The organism is Exiguobacterium sp. s150, assembly GCF_018618435.1.
GTDB classification, from domain to species: domain Bacteria; phylum Bacillota; class Bacilli; order Exiguobacteriales; family Exiguobacteriaceae; genus Exiguobacterium; species Exiguobacterium alkaliphilum.
Genome location: NZ_JACSMC010000004.1, coordinates 25,213 through 42,263 on the forward strand (window position 1 = coordinate 25,213; position 17,051 = coordinate 42,263).

The 17,051-nt window shown below is 57.3% G+C and carries 8 protein-coding genes; 6 read left to right on the forward strand and 2 right to left on the reverse strand.

The window, feature by feature from the left end:
• The first annotated feature begins 10 nt into the window (after window positions 1-10).
• Entirely contained in the window at window positions 11-2,608 is a 2,598-nt protein-coding gene (locus tag KNP76_RS03770; RefSeq protein ID WP_214842781.1) for a hypothetical protein, read from the forward strand.
• A 73-nt stretch (window positions 2,609-2,681) separates the two neighbouring features.
• On the opposite strand, the gene KNP76_RS03775 is transcribed toward KNP76_RS03770, so the two are convergent.
• Both KNP76_RS03775 and KNP76_RS03780 read right to left on the reverse strand, forming a co-directional pair.
• Window positions 2,682-2,957 carry a hypothetical protein gene (locus KNP76_RS03775; protein WP_214842783.1) on the reverse strand — a complete coding sequence of 92 codons (276 nt, stop codon included), beginning with the start codon at window positions 2,955-2,957 and terminating at the stop codon, window positions 2,682-2,684.
• 170 nt (window positions 2,958-3,127) lie between these two features.
• A complete protein-coding gene (locus tag KNP76_RS03780; RefSeq protein WP_214842785.1) occupies window positions 3,128-4,999 on the reverse strand; it encodes an SH3 domain-containing protein in 1,872 nt (623 codons plus the stop codon).
• Window positions 5,000-5,181: 182 nt separating this feature from the next.
• Here KNP76_RS03780 and KNP76_RS03785 point away from each other — a divergent pair, with 182 nt between their 5' ends.
• From KNP76_RS03785 to KNP76_RS03805, 5 genes are all read left to right on the forward strand, one after another.
• Entirely contained in the window at window positions 5,182-7,308 is a 2,127-nt protein-coding gene (locus KNP76_RS03785) for a heparinase II/III family protein (protein ID WP_214842787.1), read from the forward strand.
• 237 nt (window positions 7,309-7,545) lie between these two features.
• The gene (locus KNP76_RS03790; protein WP_251137326.1) at window positions 7,546-9,609 is read left to right on the forward strand and encodes a bifunctional metallophosphatase/5'-nucleotidase; all 2,064 of its coding nucleotides are present in this window, start codon (window positions 7,546-7,548) and stop codon (window positions 9,607-9,609) included.
• A gap of 180 nt (window positions 9,610-9,789) precedes the next feature.
• Window positions 9,790-12,873, forward strand: coding sequence for a CgeB family protein (locus KNP76_RS03795; RefSeq protein ID WP_214842789.1), 3,084 nt, complete (start codon window positions 9,790-9,792; stop codon window positions 12,871-12,873).
• A complete protein-coding gene (locus tag KNP76_RS03800) occupies window positions 12,870-15,029 on the forward strand; it encodes a glycosyltransferase (protein ID WP_214842791.1) in 2,160 nt (719 codons plus the stop codon). The genes KNP76_RS03795 and KNP76_RS03800 overlap by 4 nt, the downstream gene beginning before the upstream one ends.
• A gap of 54 nt (window positions 15,030-15,083) precedes the next feature.
• Window positions 15,084-17,048, forward strand: a complete 1,965-nt coding sequence (locus KNP76_RS03805) for a hypothetical protein (RefSeq protein ID WP_214842793.1) — start codon at window positions 15,084-15,086, stop codon at window positions 17,046-17,048.
• Window positions 17,049-17,051: the final 3 nt, after the last annotated feature.

Below are 17,051 nucleotides of genomic sequence, written 5' to 3' on the forward strand. Positions count from 1 at the left end.
GAAAACATACGTGAATCGAATCATTTTTATCTTGGCACTCTTCTTGATGGTCGGCGGACTCGCCGTACCGAGCGCGAACGCTGCGACGAGCAGTGAGCCGCTCCCGCCCCATCAACGCATCTCCAACAGCCCTTACGTTCTTTTAAATGACGGAAAGGCGCTGTACCACACGACGACGGGCGAGCGGATCGCGCTCAACCAAGCCGTCACGTTTAACCGCTTCACTCAAGTCGACCAGTTCGTCAGCCCGGGAGGTGACTACCTCGTCTTCACTGAACGCTGCACCGACTGCTCGTCGACGCTCTATGTCGTCGGTTTAGACGGGAAGGTCCAGGTCAGCTCGTTCCCGGAATACGACCGCCTCATCGGGGCCGACATCGGCAACGGCCGCCTCTTCTGGTATCAAAACGATGGGAAGACCGTCGCGACGACGCTTGCCCGCGACGTCATCTGGGAGAAAAATCTCGGCACGTCGAACGTGTCGCTGACGGCGGACGGGAAGACGATCCTTGCGGCAGCGGACCAATTGGAACAAATCGAACACGTTTCTGCCGAGACGGGGGAGACGCGCTTCACCCGCACGCTCCCGAAGCAAGACATCCTTGTCAAAAAGCCGTTGTCTTTCCAAAACATCACCATCTACACGGTGCACGCCCATAACCGGGCCCACTATATTTATAATGAAGTGACTGGCAGCGTGACGTTGACGACACGGAACGAGTCGGACACGAACTATGCGATGACGAACGGCGCGATCCATTGGTACCAAGACGGCGCATACTCGGTATACGACGTCGCGACAGCGGACATCAAGACGCATCCGGTCGCCGTATCGATGAACGTGTTCCCTGAACGAATCGTCTTCAGTGACGGGGAACGGATGAAGCTATCCGACTATCTTCAGCTCCCTCAGAAACTTGAGCTGTTCGTCGACCGACAAGCGAACGAGCCAGGGGATACGACGTTATACGTCAACCGATCGTATCCAATCTTCCTGAAAGAGATGCGGATCGACGGCACCGAAGGGATGATCCCGCTCGACCGCCTGACGCCGACCTACACCGATTCCGGTATTTCTTCGCCGCTTCGGACGAACTATGCGACGTCAGTGTCTTACAACATGATGTATAAAGGGGTCAAGTTCTCGGGCACGTTCCATACGAAGCGTGAAGGCACCGTCACCGTCCAACAATATGGGATGGACGGCGAGGTGATCGGCGAAGCGACACCGCGCGCCTACATCACGATTGAAGCTGTATCGGGCGGTCAGCCGGTCACGTACACGGGCCGCGCCGATGCCGGCGGACGGTTCCATATCCAAACGGATCGATTGTTGAAAGGCACACCGCTCGTCATCTCGTCGAGCGACAGTACGACCGTCGCCTATCAAAAACGGTTCACCGTCACGGACGGCATCCCGCTCGACATGAACATCATGGTCGTCGGCGACAATGCGGAGACGGGCGTCGCCTTCAAGACGGTCCCGCACGGAAAGATCAGCCTGTTCGTGAAAGAGCGTTACCATAGCTACTATGAGACGGTCCAAGCGGATGCGTCTGGGATTTTCCGAGTAACAGACTCGGTCGACCCGCTCACGAAAGGCGTTCAGTTCTACTACCGTCCGTTCGGCGGGCCGGTCAGCAGCGAGAAAGTGCTGACGATCTTTGAACGGGCCGAGCCAGAGTTCACGTTGCGGAAGACACCGACGGCAGGCGACCTGTCAATCGGTATCACAACGACGACGCGCCTCGTGACGACAAGTTACTACGTCAATGACAAGTTGCTCGGGACCGGCGGAAGCCTGCTCCATCTCGAGACACCGCTTCAACCTGGGGACGTCGTGCGCGTCGTCATGCGCGCCGGTGATCGGACGAAGGCGATCGAGCATCAAGTCGCTGCGATCGGACCGACGATTTTAGAAGTGACGGACGTCGCGATGACGGCGACGCACACGGTCGTCAACGTTCGTCGTGACACGCGAGCCGAGCTTCAATTCTTCATCAACGGCAAGCTGACAACGGCGACACCGGTCTCGACGACGCGGTTCACAATCCCGGCGCGACCGGGCGATATCGTCCTCGTCCGCTTGGTGCGGAACGGGCAGAAGCTCGATACGCGCCTCGCGCTCCCTCAAGTGACGTTCAGTAACATCCGCCTCCACGACGAGCAGACGACGTGGGTCGGCATGGTGCTCCCGAACAGTAACGTCACGCTCCAAAACGGGACGCGTCAAATCGCGAGCGGCAAGAGCTCGTCGACGGGACGTGTCGTCATGAGCTTGTCACCGCAACCGCTCAATGCGAAAATCACGCTCGTCAGCACGCGCGGCGTCTATCGCTTCGTGCAGACGGTGAACGTGAAGGCCGGTCTCACGCCGGTCGTGACGGTGGCCGCTCCGACGAGCACGACCCGTACGGTCATGGTCAACTCGAACGTCGACTACGGCACGGTCACGATCCATCGCGGGACGACGCTTCTCGCGACGAAGGCGGTGACGTCGAAGTCGACACCGGTCGCGATTGCGGCCCAAAAGTCAGGCACACGTCTGACGATCAAACTGACGACGCCGAAAGGGCGTACGCAGACCGTGTATGTGACGGTCCGCTAAAAAACGCCTGTCCGAATGATTTCGGGCAGGCGTTTTCGCATAGAAAAACGAGGTGCGCGCGGCACCTCGTGAGTTAATCAATAACCATAATCGACAGACAAGCTGTCGCCGCCTTCAGGCAGTCGCGCTGCGAGTCGTACTTTTCTTTCATGTTCGGGAACCACTTCCAGAGCGACGCCGAATCAAAGGAATCGAGCTGTTGGAAGGGTTCGGCCAACCGGGCTTGCTTGCTGACGTGGAGGGTGAACGAGAATTCGCAAGCGGCAGACTGATGCAAATCAATCTCGGCGAGTCGTTGCAAGTTTCGTTTGTATGTGAATCGCTCAGAACAAGGAAGATACATCGTCATAACGCCACCTCTTTCTATCAGTTTCTTCCACTTTAGTATACAATTATCCCCAACACTTGTCGCATCGTTTTTTAATTATTTAGGTCATGAATTTGAATTTATTTACTTTCAAACTTCTTTGAATTCCAGATTCATTCATGTATATAAGTAAAGTGAAACTGGCTTTCTGTTCACGGGATAGTGATGACGGCGTCATCATAGCCGTACGCTTGCAGGACGAGCTTGCGCCCGGGTACATACGACGAGGCGTAGAGGACATAGTACGGTGACCCGTTCCACGCCCCGGCCTCCGGTACGCGATACGTCGCGATCATGCGCGGATCGAAATACGTTGCGTTCGGGGCGACGGCTTGTTGGACACTGTCCATCCAGAGACTGTCTGACGAACGAATGAGCAAGAACTCACCGGCGCGTTTCACTTCGACGCGCGGCGGGGTCTTCTTGTAAGTGGACAGCGCTTTCCCGTTGACGTGCGTCAGGCGGGACTCGCGCCCGTTCACCGTCACGTCGAACGTATAGTGGTGGCGGCTCGAACCGACCAACGACACATGGCGGTACGTCCCGGATTCCTGGTACGACGCTTGTTCTGTCGCGAAATCACCATTCGTATAGGCCCCGTGATGGCGCACGACCTGATTCCCAAACGTCCGCTTGAAGGCGACGTCAATCAGTTGGCCAGAAGGGTCGATCAATCCGATGAGCTCGCGCTGGTAGTCGTCTCGCTTCGACGTATCGTAGGAAACGAGCGAACGGTCGTGACGGAGGAGCAAGTCCTCAAGATGGCTTCGCTGCGTCGTCATGACATATGGCCGGTCTAACGGTCCGGGACGGAGCGCCCGGTTCACGTCATCGATGAGGCGTTGCCAGTCCGCTGCGGTTGCTAGTGAGACGCGGGTGTCATAGGCGTGGGCGTTCTTCGTTAAGGCGACCTTGTATGACGGCAACCGGTCCGCTTCGACGCCCGTCAATTTGAGCGTGCGCAACCACGACGCGACGGTATCGACGTCGACTTCTTCGTCCGCGAGGCGCATGAGCCAGGCGCTGATTTGTTGCTCGGTCGGGTTCATCCATCGGCCTCGAACCGGAACGGCCGATGGTTTCGTTCCTTTAATCAACCCATGGGCCCCGTCTAAGATTTGGTTCGGTGAGACGCCGATGACATGTTTGACGACGGTCGAACGACCGAGCGTCACTTGGGCGTCGGCGAACGTCGACTCGAGGTGGTTGATCGTCCCGTTTACGTTTAATTGAGCGATATAAGAACTAGGCGAGGGATAAAAATCGCCCATCCGTAAGACGACCCGTTCGATCGTCGCTTTTCCTGAGAGGTGAGACGTCCCGGTGACGGCGACTTGCCGGAACGTCCCGTTGAGCCGAAGGTCTGCCGTGCCGGGTTGGTAGGGACTTGAGCCGGCGGTCGTGAGTTGCGTGACGGGACTGGCCGCGTTTACGACGATAGTTGGATGCAGATGAGAGCTCACGCTGATGACAAACGTCTCGATTCGTTCTGCTGCGGCTTTGTCGATGTCGAGCGTGAACGAACCCGGATGGAACTGGTTCGGATAGAACACCTTGAACCCGGTGATCACGCTCCCGTCCGTGACGGGGATCCCGAACACGGTCTTGAATACACCTGCGTGTTTTTTGAAGAACGGCAGCAACGGCGCGTCAATTTTGTACGTCTTGCCGAGCATGCTGACGATGTCGCCGCCTTTATACGTGAAGTAGCTGAACGACCCGAAGGCGGGTGCCTGGACGACGCCTGTCACCGGTTTCGGTGCGGCGGTCTGCTTCTGGATATCCCGCTTGGCGACGAAGCCTTTCTGTTTCCCGTACTGGACGTTCGACCAGCTGCCTTTGTCAGACAGGTGTGTGACGGTCTTGCCTTTCGGGATGGTGACGAGCGTCTTCGCCTTCGTGGAGGCGGACTGTTTGAGTGCGACCTGCTTCACGGTCACGTACGGCGTCTTCGCCGAGGCGGCCGACGGGAACGTCCCGATGACGAGAGCGAAAATCAAGGTGAATAGGATGAATCGTTTCATGAACTGGGCTCCTTTTTTCGTTTCTTTCAGTATAGCAACGCGATAACGTGAAATCCGAATGTTTTGTAAGATGATGGAAACCGATTATTTGGAAACGGAAACTAAAAAACGCTTCCCTTCATTTTGAAAAAGTTTCCTCTTTATCATGGTATGATGGTAAAAAAAGATAAAAGGGGTATTTGATGAATTCATTTATGAAAGGGACGCTCTTAACGACGGCGCTCGTCTTGACGACGACGTCGGTCGGCGCAGAAGCGAGCACACGTCCATTTTTCACAGAAGTCGGGAAAGACACGGTCGTCTATCGGCTAATGCCGGACAAGTCGATGCGACCGATCGCCACACTCACGCCGAACCAACGCTATGACGTCGTCGGCGTCTCGGGAGGCTATTATCAAGTCGAGGTCGACGGGCGCCGCACGTACGGCTTGAAACGGGAAATCCCGCTCAAGACGACGATGCTCACGAAAGCGGTCGTCGCCGACAGCCAATATGACCGCCTGCTCCATAACTACACGGCGCGTTCGGTCAAGCGCGAAGTGCCGTACTATTACGGCTTCTTGACGGAGGCGCAAGCCGTGTCTCAAGCCGACTCGGCACTGAACGGCAGCTGGCGGCTCGGGGCCGCGCCAGGCCGTCAAGCCGTGCCGGACATCGCCACGTTCGACTGGGAACGCGACATCAAAGTCGGCGACTCGACGTCGTTCATGTTCCAGGCGCAGTACTGGATGGTATTAAACCAAGTGACGATGGCGTACCATTACACGAAAGACGTCAAATACTTGGCATACGGGAAGCAGCTCGTCGAAGGCTGGGTCAAACAGTACCCGACCACGCAGTACAAGCGCTACCCGAACGCCTATCATCAACAAGGGACGGCCATCCGCACGTTCCATTTAATCAACTTCTGGAACCAATACAAGCGCTCGCGTCTGAACAATGACGCCGCGTTCAGCGCGCTCGTGCTCCGTGCCGTCGAAGGGCACGGCGACGTCTTGTCGACGCCGTCGTTCTATCGCCCGCGCCACAACCACGGCATCTTCCAAGACATGGCGCTCACTGACATCGCCGAGACGTTCCCGGAACTCGAGCGTTCTGGCGAATGGCGTGAGCTCGCGGCGACGCGTCTGACCGAGCAGCTCGACCATTCGCTCAGCCCGGACAACGTCCACCTCGAGCACTCGCCGGGCTACCAAGTGTACACGTATGAGATGCTGTACCGCTTCAACCGCTGGATCGAGGCGAACGGATTCACGACGTCGCCACGACTCGAAGCGGTCGAACAGATGCCGGAAACGCTCGTCCATCTCATCAAGCCGAACCGGACGCTACCGCTCTTCGGTGACACGACGGGCGAACCGCGGACGACATCGATGATTTCGACACTGCGCGACTATCCGCACCTCTTGTTCGCAGTGTCGGGTGGGAAGGAAGGTGTCCGCCCAGTCGAGCGGACGAAGCAGCTCCACACGCAATACGCCGTCCTTCGCGAGCATTGGGGCGAGACGAAACCGTTCGCGGACGCGGTCTCGCTCATGATGACGGCCGGCTTCCACAACACGGCCCACAAGCATCAGGACGATTTGAGCATCGACTTGTACGGCTACGGGCGCGACTTTATCGTCGAGACGGGCCGCTTCGGCTATACGAACTTGCCGGAACGGAATCAGGCCGTCCATGTCAACGCCCACAACACGATCAACACGGGCACGCGCCAGCTGACGCTCCATGCGAGCACGCTCGGGAAGAGCGGCATCTTGTCGGTCGAGGAGACGGACGGGTTGCAGCGGGCGACCGGTTACAGCGAACTGATGGGGCAAGGTATCCACCATACGCGTAGCATCGCCCACGACCAAGCCGGCACGGTGCTCGTCGCCGACACGGTCCGCTCGGACTCGCGCGCCTCGTTCACGCAGCGGTTCCACCTCGGCGTCGGCTTAGAACCAATCGAGGAGAAAGACGGCGAGACGATGTTCCGCGACAAGGAAGGGCGGACGCTCCAAATGATCCAACTGCCGATTACTTCGGCTGGCGTCACACGGATCGAGCCGAGCTTCGTCGCCTATCGCGACTTCGAATGGACGCCGCGCCACCAAGTCGTCTCGACGAAGACGGGGGCGGGCACGTCGTTCGTCACGTTGTTCCATATGTCGAAATCAAATACGCGCGTGACGTTCTCACACGTGACCGAGACGGACTCGGCGTACGTCGTGTCGTACTCGCTCTCGGACGGGCGTTCGCGAACGATCGAGATGCCGAAAGGTGAGCTCGACGTACCGGAAGAAGAGATTGAGATCGTCGAAGAGTAACATGTAGGGAGGATGCCATTTGGCATCCTCTCTTTTCAAAATCCAAAAGAAATAACGAAATATTTACAGAAAAGTAATTGTGTTATTTTATGAGATTGCGTATCTTTAAAGATGAAGTCTGTACGGGTTTTGTAATCGCTTCCATTGGCTTGATGTCAGACATCTGGCTGAAGAAGTGTGATCGCGGGTATGACTTCGTTTCGGTCGACACATACATATTAAAGGAGGAATAATTGCATGTTGAATTCGAAAACACGCAAGTTTTATCAAGGGATGCTCGCGGCGACGCTCACGGCATCGGTGATCGCCCCTGCGGTCGTGACAGAGGCAGCCCCGGCTAAACAAACGGTGAAGTTGAAGGCAGCTTTCGTCGAGAACGGGGATCTTGACGCGGCGCTCGACAAGACATACCAAGGCAACAAAATCTACTGGTACAAATCAACCGTCGACATGGACAAGCTCGGTACATATCAAACGGTCAAAGGCTACATCAAGTGGAAGAACCAACACTTCGAGAAGAAAGTTCGCGTCATCAACTACCCGAAAGCGATTATCGCGCCGAAGGGTGAGTTGACGTTCAAACACGGCGAGAAGTTGACGGGTCAACTCAACACGCTCCAAGTCCAGTTCGTCGACCGCGTCCTCCGTCAGCCGGTGAAGTGGACGAACTTGTCGACAGACAAGATCGGGAAATTCACGGCGACGGCGTCGTACACGCACAAAGGTCGCACGGTCACGCTCGACGTGCCTTACGAAGTGAAAGGGTATGAGCTCTCGTTCATGCACACGAACGACACGCACGCCTCACTCGACTTCGCACCGAACCGCGCTACGGTAGTCAAAGAGCTCCGTGCCGCCAACCCGAACCGTCTCTTAGTCGACGCGGGTGATGTGTTCTCAGGATCGCTTTACTTTAACGAGTTCAAAGGACAAGTCGACCTCAAACTCATGAACTACATGAAGTATGACATGATGGTACCGGGCAACCACGAGTTCGACCTCGGTACAGAGACAGGTCACAAAGAGTTCTCGCAATTCGTCCGCTATGCGAACTTCCCGTTCGTCAGCTCGAACGTCGACTATTCAAGCGACCAGTACATGAAGTCGCTCTTCCGCGATGAGATTTCGAAGAAGCCGTTCAACGGTCGTCTGTATGAAGGAATCATCCAAGAAGTCGACGGCAAGAAAGTCGGATTCTTCGGTTTGACGACAGAAGACACGGCGAACATCGCGAGCCCAGGCCCAGTCCAATTCCAAAACTACATCGAAGAAGCGAAGAAGGCCGTCAAGGCGTTCGAAGACATGGGCGTCGACCAAATCGTTGCGGTCACGCACCTAGGTTACGATGACAACCCGGCAATCGACAACGACCTCGAGCTTGCGAAACACGTCGACGGCATCGATGTCATCATCGGCGGTCACTCGCATACACGTCTCGACGCACCGGTCCTCATCACAGAAGGCGACAACCCGACGGTCATCGTCCAAGCGTATCAGTATGGCGACTTCCTCGGCACGCTCGACCTCGTGTTCGACAAAGACGGCAAAGTCGTCTCGCAAGCCGGTAAGTTGATTGACGTGAAGACGTACGCGCCAGACCCAGGGGCGGCTCGTCTCCTCGCTCCGTTCGCGGCTGAAATCGATGCAATCAAGAACGCTGAGATCGGCGCATCAGCGACTGCTGCGTTCGAAAACTTGCGTGACTCAGGTGACGTGACGAAGCCGAGCGTACGTAAAAACGAGACGGCACTCGGGAACTTGATCACGGACGGCATGCTCGACCGTGCGAAGCAAGTCGATCCACAAGTCGTCGCAGCGATTCAAAACGCGGGCGGCATCCGTGCAGCCATCAACGAAGGTCCGATCACGACAGGTGAAGTGCTCACGACACTCCCGTTCGGCAACACACTCGCGGTCATGACGCTTCAAGGCAGCGAGTTGCTCGCGGCGCTTGAGCGCAGCGTCAGCGTCTATCCGATCGAGAGCGGCGGCTTCCTCCACATGTCTGGCATGAAGCTTGAGTTCGACAGCTCGAAACCGGCGAACAGCCGTGTCGTCAAGGCACAGGTGCTTCAAGGTGAGACGTATGTCGATATCGACCCGTCTGCGACGTATAAGATCGCGACGAACTTCTTCGCGGCGAAAGGTGGCGACAACTACCTCGAGTTCAAGAAGGCTTACGAAGAAGGACGCGTCAACGACCTCGGTCTCATCGACTGGGAGATCATGCGCGACTATCTCGTGAAACAAGGCGAAGTCACACCGACGGTCGAAGGCCGCGTGGTCGACGTCAAAGAATAATGCGTTGCGAAAGGACATCTACGGGTGTCCTTTTTTTCTGTCTTCGATTTGTCATCCAGTTGATTTTGCCTTTTGAATTGAGCGTTTGCTATAATCAATGGGTGTCGAAACGAGATGTTTCAAATAAGAAGGCATCGGCTAAAGAGAAAACGATGCCATTATGAATTTGGAGGAACCCCCATGAGTTGGAAACGTAAAGTGAAACGTGGTGTCTATTTAGGCATGCAGCGCGGCAAACGAATCGGCCGTCGGTTGATGAAAGGGACGAAGACGCAGGTGCAGACGAGACAGTTCGTCGAAGTCGTCCCGTCTTGGCATGCCCGGACGTCTGCAAACTATGAAGTGGACGGCGCGGCGCTCGTTTCTACGATGGCCGAGAAGCAATTTTTGACGTACGGGGAGCGTGCCTCGTCCTTCCGCACGGTGCCGGGCCCGGACTCGTTCCAGCTCAACCCGTCGATTCGCGAGTTTGACGCGAGCCTGAACGTCGAGAAGAGCGGTGACATCGATGTCACGCTTCTTGTCATGATGTATAACGATCAAGAACGGACGCGCGTCGTCCGTGTCGGGGACGGTGTCCGCACGACGGTCACGCTCCGTGAGGATGAGACGAAGACCCGCTTCGTCATCCAGACGCAAGGGAGAGGACGCGTCTTGATTCAGTCACTCCTCATCGACGGACAGCCGCTTTGGAACGTCGAAGGGATGAGTAGCGCCGTCGCCGATGCCGACTTCGATACGATGATCGAACTCAATGCCGCGTCACTCGAACTGATCTCCCCGCTCAGCCGCATCGTCGACGTCGCCGGCAGCACGATCACGGTAACCGGGCAAGGGAGCCAATATGAACACTATGGCGTCCATGAAGCGGCGCTCCCACATGTCGACACCGAACGCGGCATCGACTTCCCCCTCGCCGACATGGACGACTACGTCTATCGTTTCTATTTAAAAGGAGACGCGACCGAGATGGCGAAAGCGACGCTTTTCGTCGCGACGTATGCGCACGGCGAGCGTGACCAGCTCATCGAGGTGCCGCTCGGCTTCAGCAACGTCATGAGCCTCACGCCGAGCCACGACTCGGTCCGCTACTTCGTCCGCTTCCACGGGAACGGCACGATCTCGGACTTGAAGCTCGGCGTCATCCGGGAGAACAGCGTCCGTCGTACGGAAACGTTCGACCTCGACCCGACGTTCTGGACGATCCCGACGCCAGAGTCGATCAAGCTGAAACAAGACCCGAACGGCCTCCGCCTCGTCCTAGACGTCGAGCCGGACGTGCGCCGTTACGTGTCGTACATGGAGACGAACAACCGCTTCACGGTGCTCCCGAAAGAGAAGCCGTACACGGTCCGTCCGAACCACCGCTACCGTGTGACGGTCGACGGTGAGCTCGGCGAGAACACAGGCGTCGTCCTCTATATCATCTCGTACTCGCTCACGGAGCGGTTGTCGATGCAACAAGTGCAACTCGGCAGCGAGAAGATTTTCGAGTTCAGTAAAGACGTGCGCTACCTCCGCTTCGCCCTCCGCGTCGACGGACAAGGCGAGACACTCGTCACGAACATCCGTGTCAGCGAGGAGATCATCACCGACCGGACGCAAGTGCCGGAATGGATCGACCCGCGTGAGGCCCGCCTGTTCGAGGCGACGCCGCGCGAGTTGCACGAGATGAAAGTCGCGGCCATCTTCGACGAGTTCACGACCGCTTCGTATCGTCCGGAATGTGAATTGATCACGTTCTCGCCGGACGACTGGCCGGCCGTCCTCGCCGATCGTCAGCCCGACTTCCTCATGGTCGAGTCGGCCTGGAAAGGAAACGACAAGACGTGGGAGAAGAAGATCGTCAAATACGGCACGAACACGTGGGAAGAGCTCGACGCCCTCCTCGAGTGGTGCCGTTTGAACAACGTCCCGACCGTGTTCTGGAACAAAGAAGACCCGATTCACTACGACCGGTTCATCGAGACGGCGAAACGGTTCGACTTCGTCTACACGACGGATGCGAACATCCTCGACAACTATAAAGAAGATTGTGGGCACGACCGGGTCGGCGCGTTGCCGTTCGCGGCGCAGCCGAAAGAGCATAACCCGATTCGTCTACCGGGGACGCGTGAACCGTACGCGTCGTTCGCCGGCTCGTATTACGCGAACCGTCACGAGTCGCGCCGCATCGACATGGACCGCCTGTTCGCGGCAGCCGACAAGTACGGTCTCGTCATCTACGACCGCAACTATGAGATGAATCAGCGCGGGGAGACGGACCAGCTCCAATTCCCGGAACAGTTCCGTAAATCGATTCGCGGTAGCTTGAAGTACAACCAGATTGCGAAAGCGTATAAAGGCTTCAAGGTCATGCTGAACGTCAACTCGGTGAACGACTCGCCGACGATGTTCTCACGCCGCGTGTTCGAAGGCCTCGCCTGTGCGACACCGGTCGTCAGCACGCGCTCGATCGGCGTCAAACAGATGCTCGGCGATTATGTCTTTTTGGACGAGGGCGACGAGATGCTCGAGGAGACGTTCCGTAAACTGTTGACAGACGACAGCTTCTACGAGGACGTCGCCATGGGCGGCATGCGTCACGTGCTCAAGTATCACACGTACACGCAACGCCTCGCCCAAGTCGTCGGTGCGATCGGTTTACCGTACCGTGTCGACCATCCGGAAGTCGCGCTCGTCGCGTTCGTCCGTTCCGCGGACGAGATGGACCGCGCCGTCGAGACGTTCCGGGCCCAAGACTACGAGCATAAACACCTCGTCGTCTTCCTCGACAAGTTCGAAGGCCACCTTGATTTATATGAGGCGTACAACACGGAAGACGTGTCGACGTTCATGCTCAGCTACTTGCCGCAATATAACGCCTTGTCTGAAATCTTGGACGGCTTCGACTGGATGGCGTTCATCCGACCGGGCGACTATTACGGCCCATCGTACGTATCGGACTATATGCTCGCGACGCGTTACGCCGACTCGAACATCTTGACGAAAGAAGACTACTTCACGTGGGACGGCGAGCTCGAGAAGATCGACTCGGACGGGACGTACCGTTACGTCTTCGACGCGACGCCGTCGCGCTCGATCATGAAGCCGGACGTGCTTCGTTTCTATAGCGTGGCCGAGGCGCTCGACGTGTTGAAACAAGACGCGACGCTGAAAGAACTCGCCCAGTCCGGGGAACGCATCTTCAGCACGGACCCGTATCAATATGTAAAAGCAGGGAGCGACATGCCGCAAGCGGTCGCTCAGGAGGTACAACTATGACGACACCACTTCGCGTCCTCGTCTACGGGGACGTCAATTTGAACTTAATCGACGGGTCGGCCATCTGGCTGACATCCGTCGTCTCGATGTTGAACCAAGACCCATCGATCAAAGTCGACGTGCTCTTGAAACGTTCGATCACGAAACCCGAGGTGACGGCCGGCATCCGCGAGTTGCCGAACGTCCGCTTCATCGACGTGTTCGCCGATCCAACTTATCAAGACGCGCCGTACGTCGAACGCAAGGTGCTCCAAGCCGACGAGGCGGCGGGGCTGATCGACGAGCTGATGAAAAAAGAGAAGTACGACCTCGCGTTCGTCCGTGGCTTCCAGCTCGCGTACGACTTGTCACAATATGAACAGACGATGGCGAAGACGTGGACGTACATCACAGATTTCACGCACGACCATACGCAAGCGTCTGAAGAAGAGCTCGCCCGGCTGAAACAGATCGCGTCGCGCTCGGCGCGCATGCTCTGCCAGACCGAGGCGATGAAGACGTACTTCGAGTCGTTCTTGCCGACGGACCGTCCGTTCCTCATCTTGAACCCGATGATCCCGAACGTGAAAGACGCCGTCCCGACGTTCACGAAGCCGAACGACCGTCTCGTCTACACGGGCAAGTTCGCGCCGCTCTGGTATTCGACCGAGATTCTCGACGCGTTCGCGAAGCTCCGTGCCGACTATCCGGCCGAACTGCACGTCGCGGGTGACAAGTTCAACCAAGACCCGAACAACCCGAACTTCAAGCAGGATATCCTCGCCCGCTTGAAGTCGGATGACGGATTGACATGGCTCAAAGGCATCCCGCGCGCCGACGTCGAGACGCTCATCGAGTCGAGCGCGATCGGCGTGTCATGGCGCCATCCGGAGCTCGACGCCTCGCTCGAGCTGTCGACGAAGCTGCTAGAGTACGGCTCGCTCGGGAAACCGGTGCTGTTGAACCGGAACCCGATGCACGAGCTCATCCTCGGCCCGGACTATCCGCTCTACGTCAACTCGGAACAGGAGTTCATCGAGAAGGCGAAGCTCGCATTGACCGATGAGGCCGTTTACCGCGACGCGGCGACACGGCTCTATGAGATGGCGCAGTACTATACGTTCACGAACACGTACAAACGTCTCCGTGACGAGCTTTGGTCGATGAAGAAGATCAACCTGCTGTTCGCCGGGCATGACTTCAAGTTCCTGCGTCTGTTCATGGACTACTTCGAGCGCCACCCGCGCTTCAACGTCTTGATTGACGAATGGGAAGGACACAAGATTCATGACGTCAATCACAGTAAGGCGTGTCTCGAGCAGGCCGACATCATCTTCTGTGAGTGGGGTCTCGGCAACGCCGTCTGGTACTCGCATCATAAGAAGCCGCACCAGACGATGATCGTCCGCATCCATCGCCAAGAGAAAGAGACGCCGTTCCCGCGCGAGTACAATCTGCACAACATCGACCGCATCATCCTCGTGTCGCCGTATATGCTCGAAGAGATGTACCGTCTGTTCCGCATCCCGCGCCACAAGATGACGATGATTTACAACGCCGTCGACGGAACGCGCCTCGTGCAACCGAAGCAACTCGACGACTTGACGTTCCACCTCGGTATGATCGGGGTGAACCCGAAGCTGAAACGGCTCGACCTCGCGCTCGACATGCTCGAGACGCTCCGTAAGGAAGACACGCGCTACAAGCTGTTCATCAAAGGGCATCACCCGAACGAGATCTATTGGATCAACAAACGGGAAGACGAGCGCGCCTATTACGACCGTCTGCTCGAACGGCTCGAAGAACCGACGTTCAAAGACAGCGTCGTCTTTGACGGCCATGGGGACGACGTGCCGGAGTGGTTGACGAAAATCGGCTTCGTCTTGTCGACGAGCGACCTCGAGAGTTTCCACCTCGCGCCGGCCGAGGCGATGACGTCGGGCACGTACCCAATCATCCGCCACTGGACGGGCAGCGAGACGATTTACCCGGACGACGTGTTGATGGAGAACGTCCTAGACGGCGTCGACATCATCCGCTCGTTCCGCGGTGAGTCCGACAAGTTGCTCGCCTCGACCGAGCGATTCATGGCATATGCGCATCACCATTTCGCCATCGAGACGCTCGCGCCGAAGCTCGAACAACTCATCTTGACCGAAATGAATCGAAAACAATGAGCAAGCCCGGGCTTCCGGGTTTGCTCGTTTTATCATATTTTGAGGAGATATATTATGAGCCAGTTTATGTATGAAGCGAAGACGCACAAGTTCGATTTCGAACGTCGGGACGGACTGACGCACGTCGTCTCCGAGACGCCGCTCGATGTGCGCCTCGGCCATTACGACCCGTCGCGCGAGGAACCCAATGGGATGAACGTCGCCTTGCGACTCGATGACGCCTTCACGGTTGACGTCCCGTTCAACAACTTGCTCCCGGTCTATTATTCGGAAGCACCGGTCGTCGTCGGGACATCGCTCATCGACGTGGCTGAGAAGGCCGGCAAGTCAAAAGAACAGGCGAAGGCGGCGAGCCAGATGCGCCACATCGGCCACGTCTTTGGCCGCGACACGCGCATCGAAGGTGTCAAACGCCTCGCTGCCGGTGAACGCCTGATTGTACGGGACGGCACAATCACGATCGAGACGTGGGACGAATTGCCGCGCGGGGCGTCCAAACTCCGTGACGACTTCACCGATACGTGGCTCACGGCCCTTCGAAACGCCACGTCGGTCCCGATGACAGCTGTGAACGTGCCGTTCGCAGGGAGTGCGCTCGACGTGTTGCTCGCGAAGTTATACATCGAGGCAGGGAAAGATGTGACGCTCCACGTTCCGGATGAGGAAGGAAACGAGGCGGCACTCGCCCGAGAGCTTCTTCCGGAAGCGAATCGAGAAATCGTACCGGCGCCAGCGGACACGATGACGCTCTCGCTAAGCCGTCGTCTCGCGTCGTCGTTCGAGGCGACAGACGGCAACTTATCGGCTTATGAGAGCATCCCGACCGGACGTGACGTCGACCACGCTTATGTCGAGGCCGGCAAGCACGGGTCGGACTGGCTGTACGGCAAGCACGTGTTTTTGAAAGACAACATGGATGAGCACGAGGCGAAGCAACAGCTGTCGAGAAAAGCCATCCGCCCGTTTGAAGGATTCGGCGAGGGCGAACGCGAACAAGTCGAGGCGATGCTCAATCAATTATTCGACGAAGAGGCGGACCGCGACTGGAGCGGCCGGCTCGAGGCGGCCTGGTTCCATTTGAAGGTCGAACATTTTTATGCCTACGCCCGGAGCGGATTCTTGCGTGAGATGACGATTCTCCAGCCGCTCTTCGACCGTGACGTCCTGCGCCACATCATCGAGGCGCCGTACGAGACCCGCCGTCAAGGCCAGCTCGTCAAAATCGCCCTCGACGCCTTGTTCGGCGAGAAGCCACTCCATTTCGTCAAAGAGACGTTCGCCTGGAGCGACTCGCCGCTGTTGCCGACGATTATCCCGGCGCCGCTCAACTGGCGCCTCATGCTCGACCACGTCGCCCCGGAGCAAGTGAAGCAGGTGAACGCACGGCTCGGGGTCGAGACGGGCGTGACGGAGCGCTTCAAACCGAGCGACACCCCGGAACACGGGTACGTCTCGCTTTGGAACGAATGGACGGCCCGCAATTGGAACGTTCGGTTGGACGGGTCCGAGATTGAGCCGGAGACGGTCGAGTTGGTCGTGCCGGAATCGCACAAGCCACGTTCGGTGACGATCAAACCGTTCATCTATCATTACTTCGTCCCGTTCAACGCCGACTTGTTCACGTTGACAGAAGAACGGTTCGTCGCGCATGTCGAAGTGGCGCCATTGAACGGGGAGAACGGGTATTTGCAACTGTTCAATCAGAGCTTCAGCGCGGTCCCGTCGACCGAGTTCCAAAAAGACGCGACACTCGGGAGTGCCCCGTATATCGACCTCGACGGCACGATCGAGCTGTTGACGGACGAACCGACGTCAATCGAGCTATATGTCATGCAATACGATGCGAAGAAAAGTTTGAAGAAGACGGCGTTCAGCCACGAGCTCTCGCCTGGCGTGAACGAAATCCGTCATCGCATCCCAAAAGAAATTGAGGCAAAGTTCATCAAGCTAGCATTCAAATTCCAAAACGACCAACACACCGTCCGTGTCAAGATGGGGTCGTGGGTCATAGAAAGCTGAGGA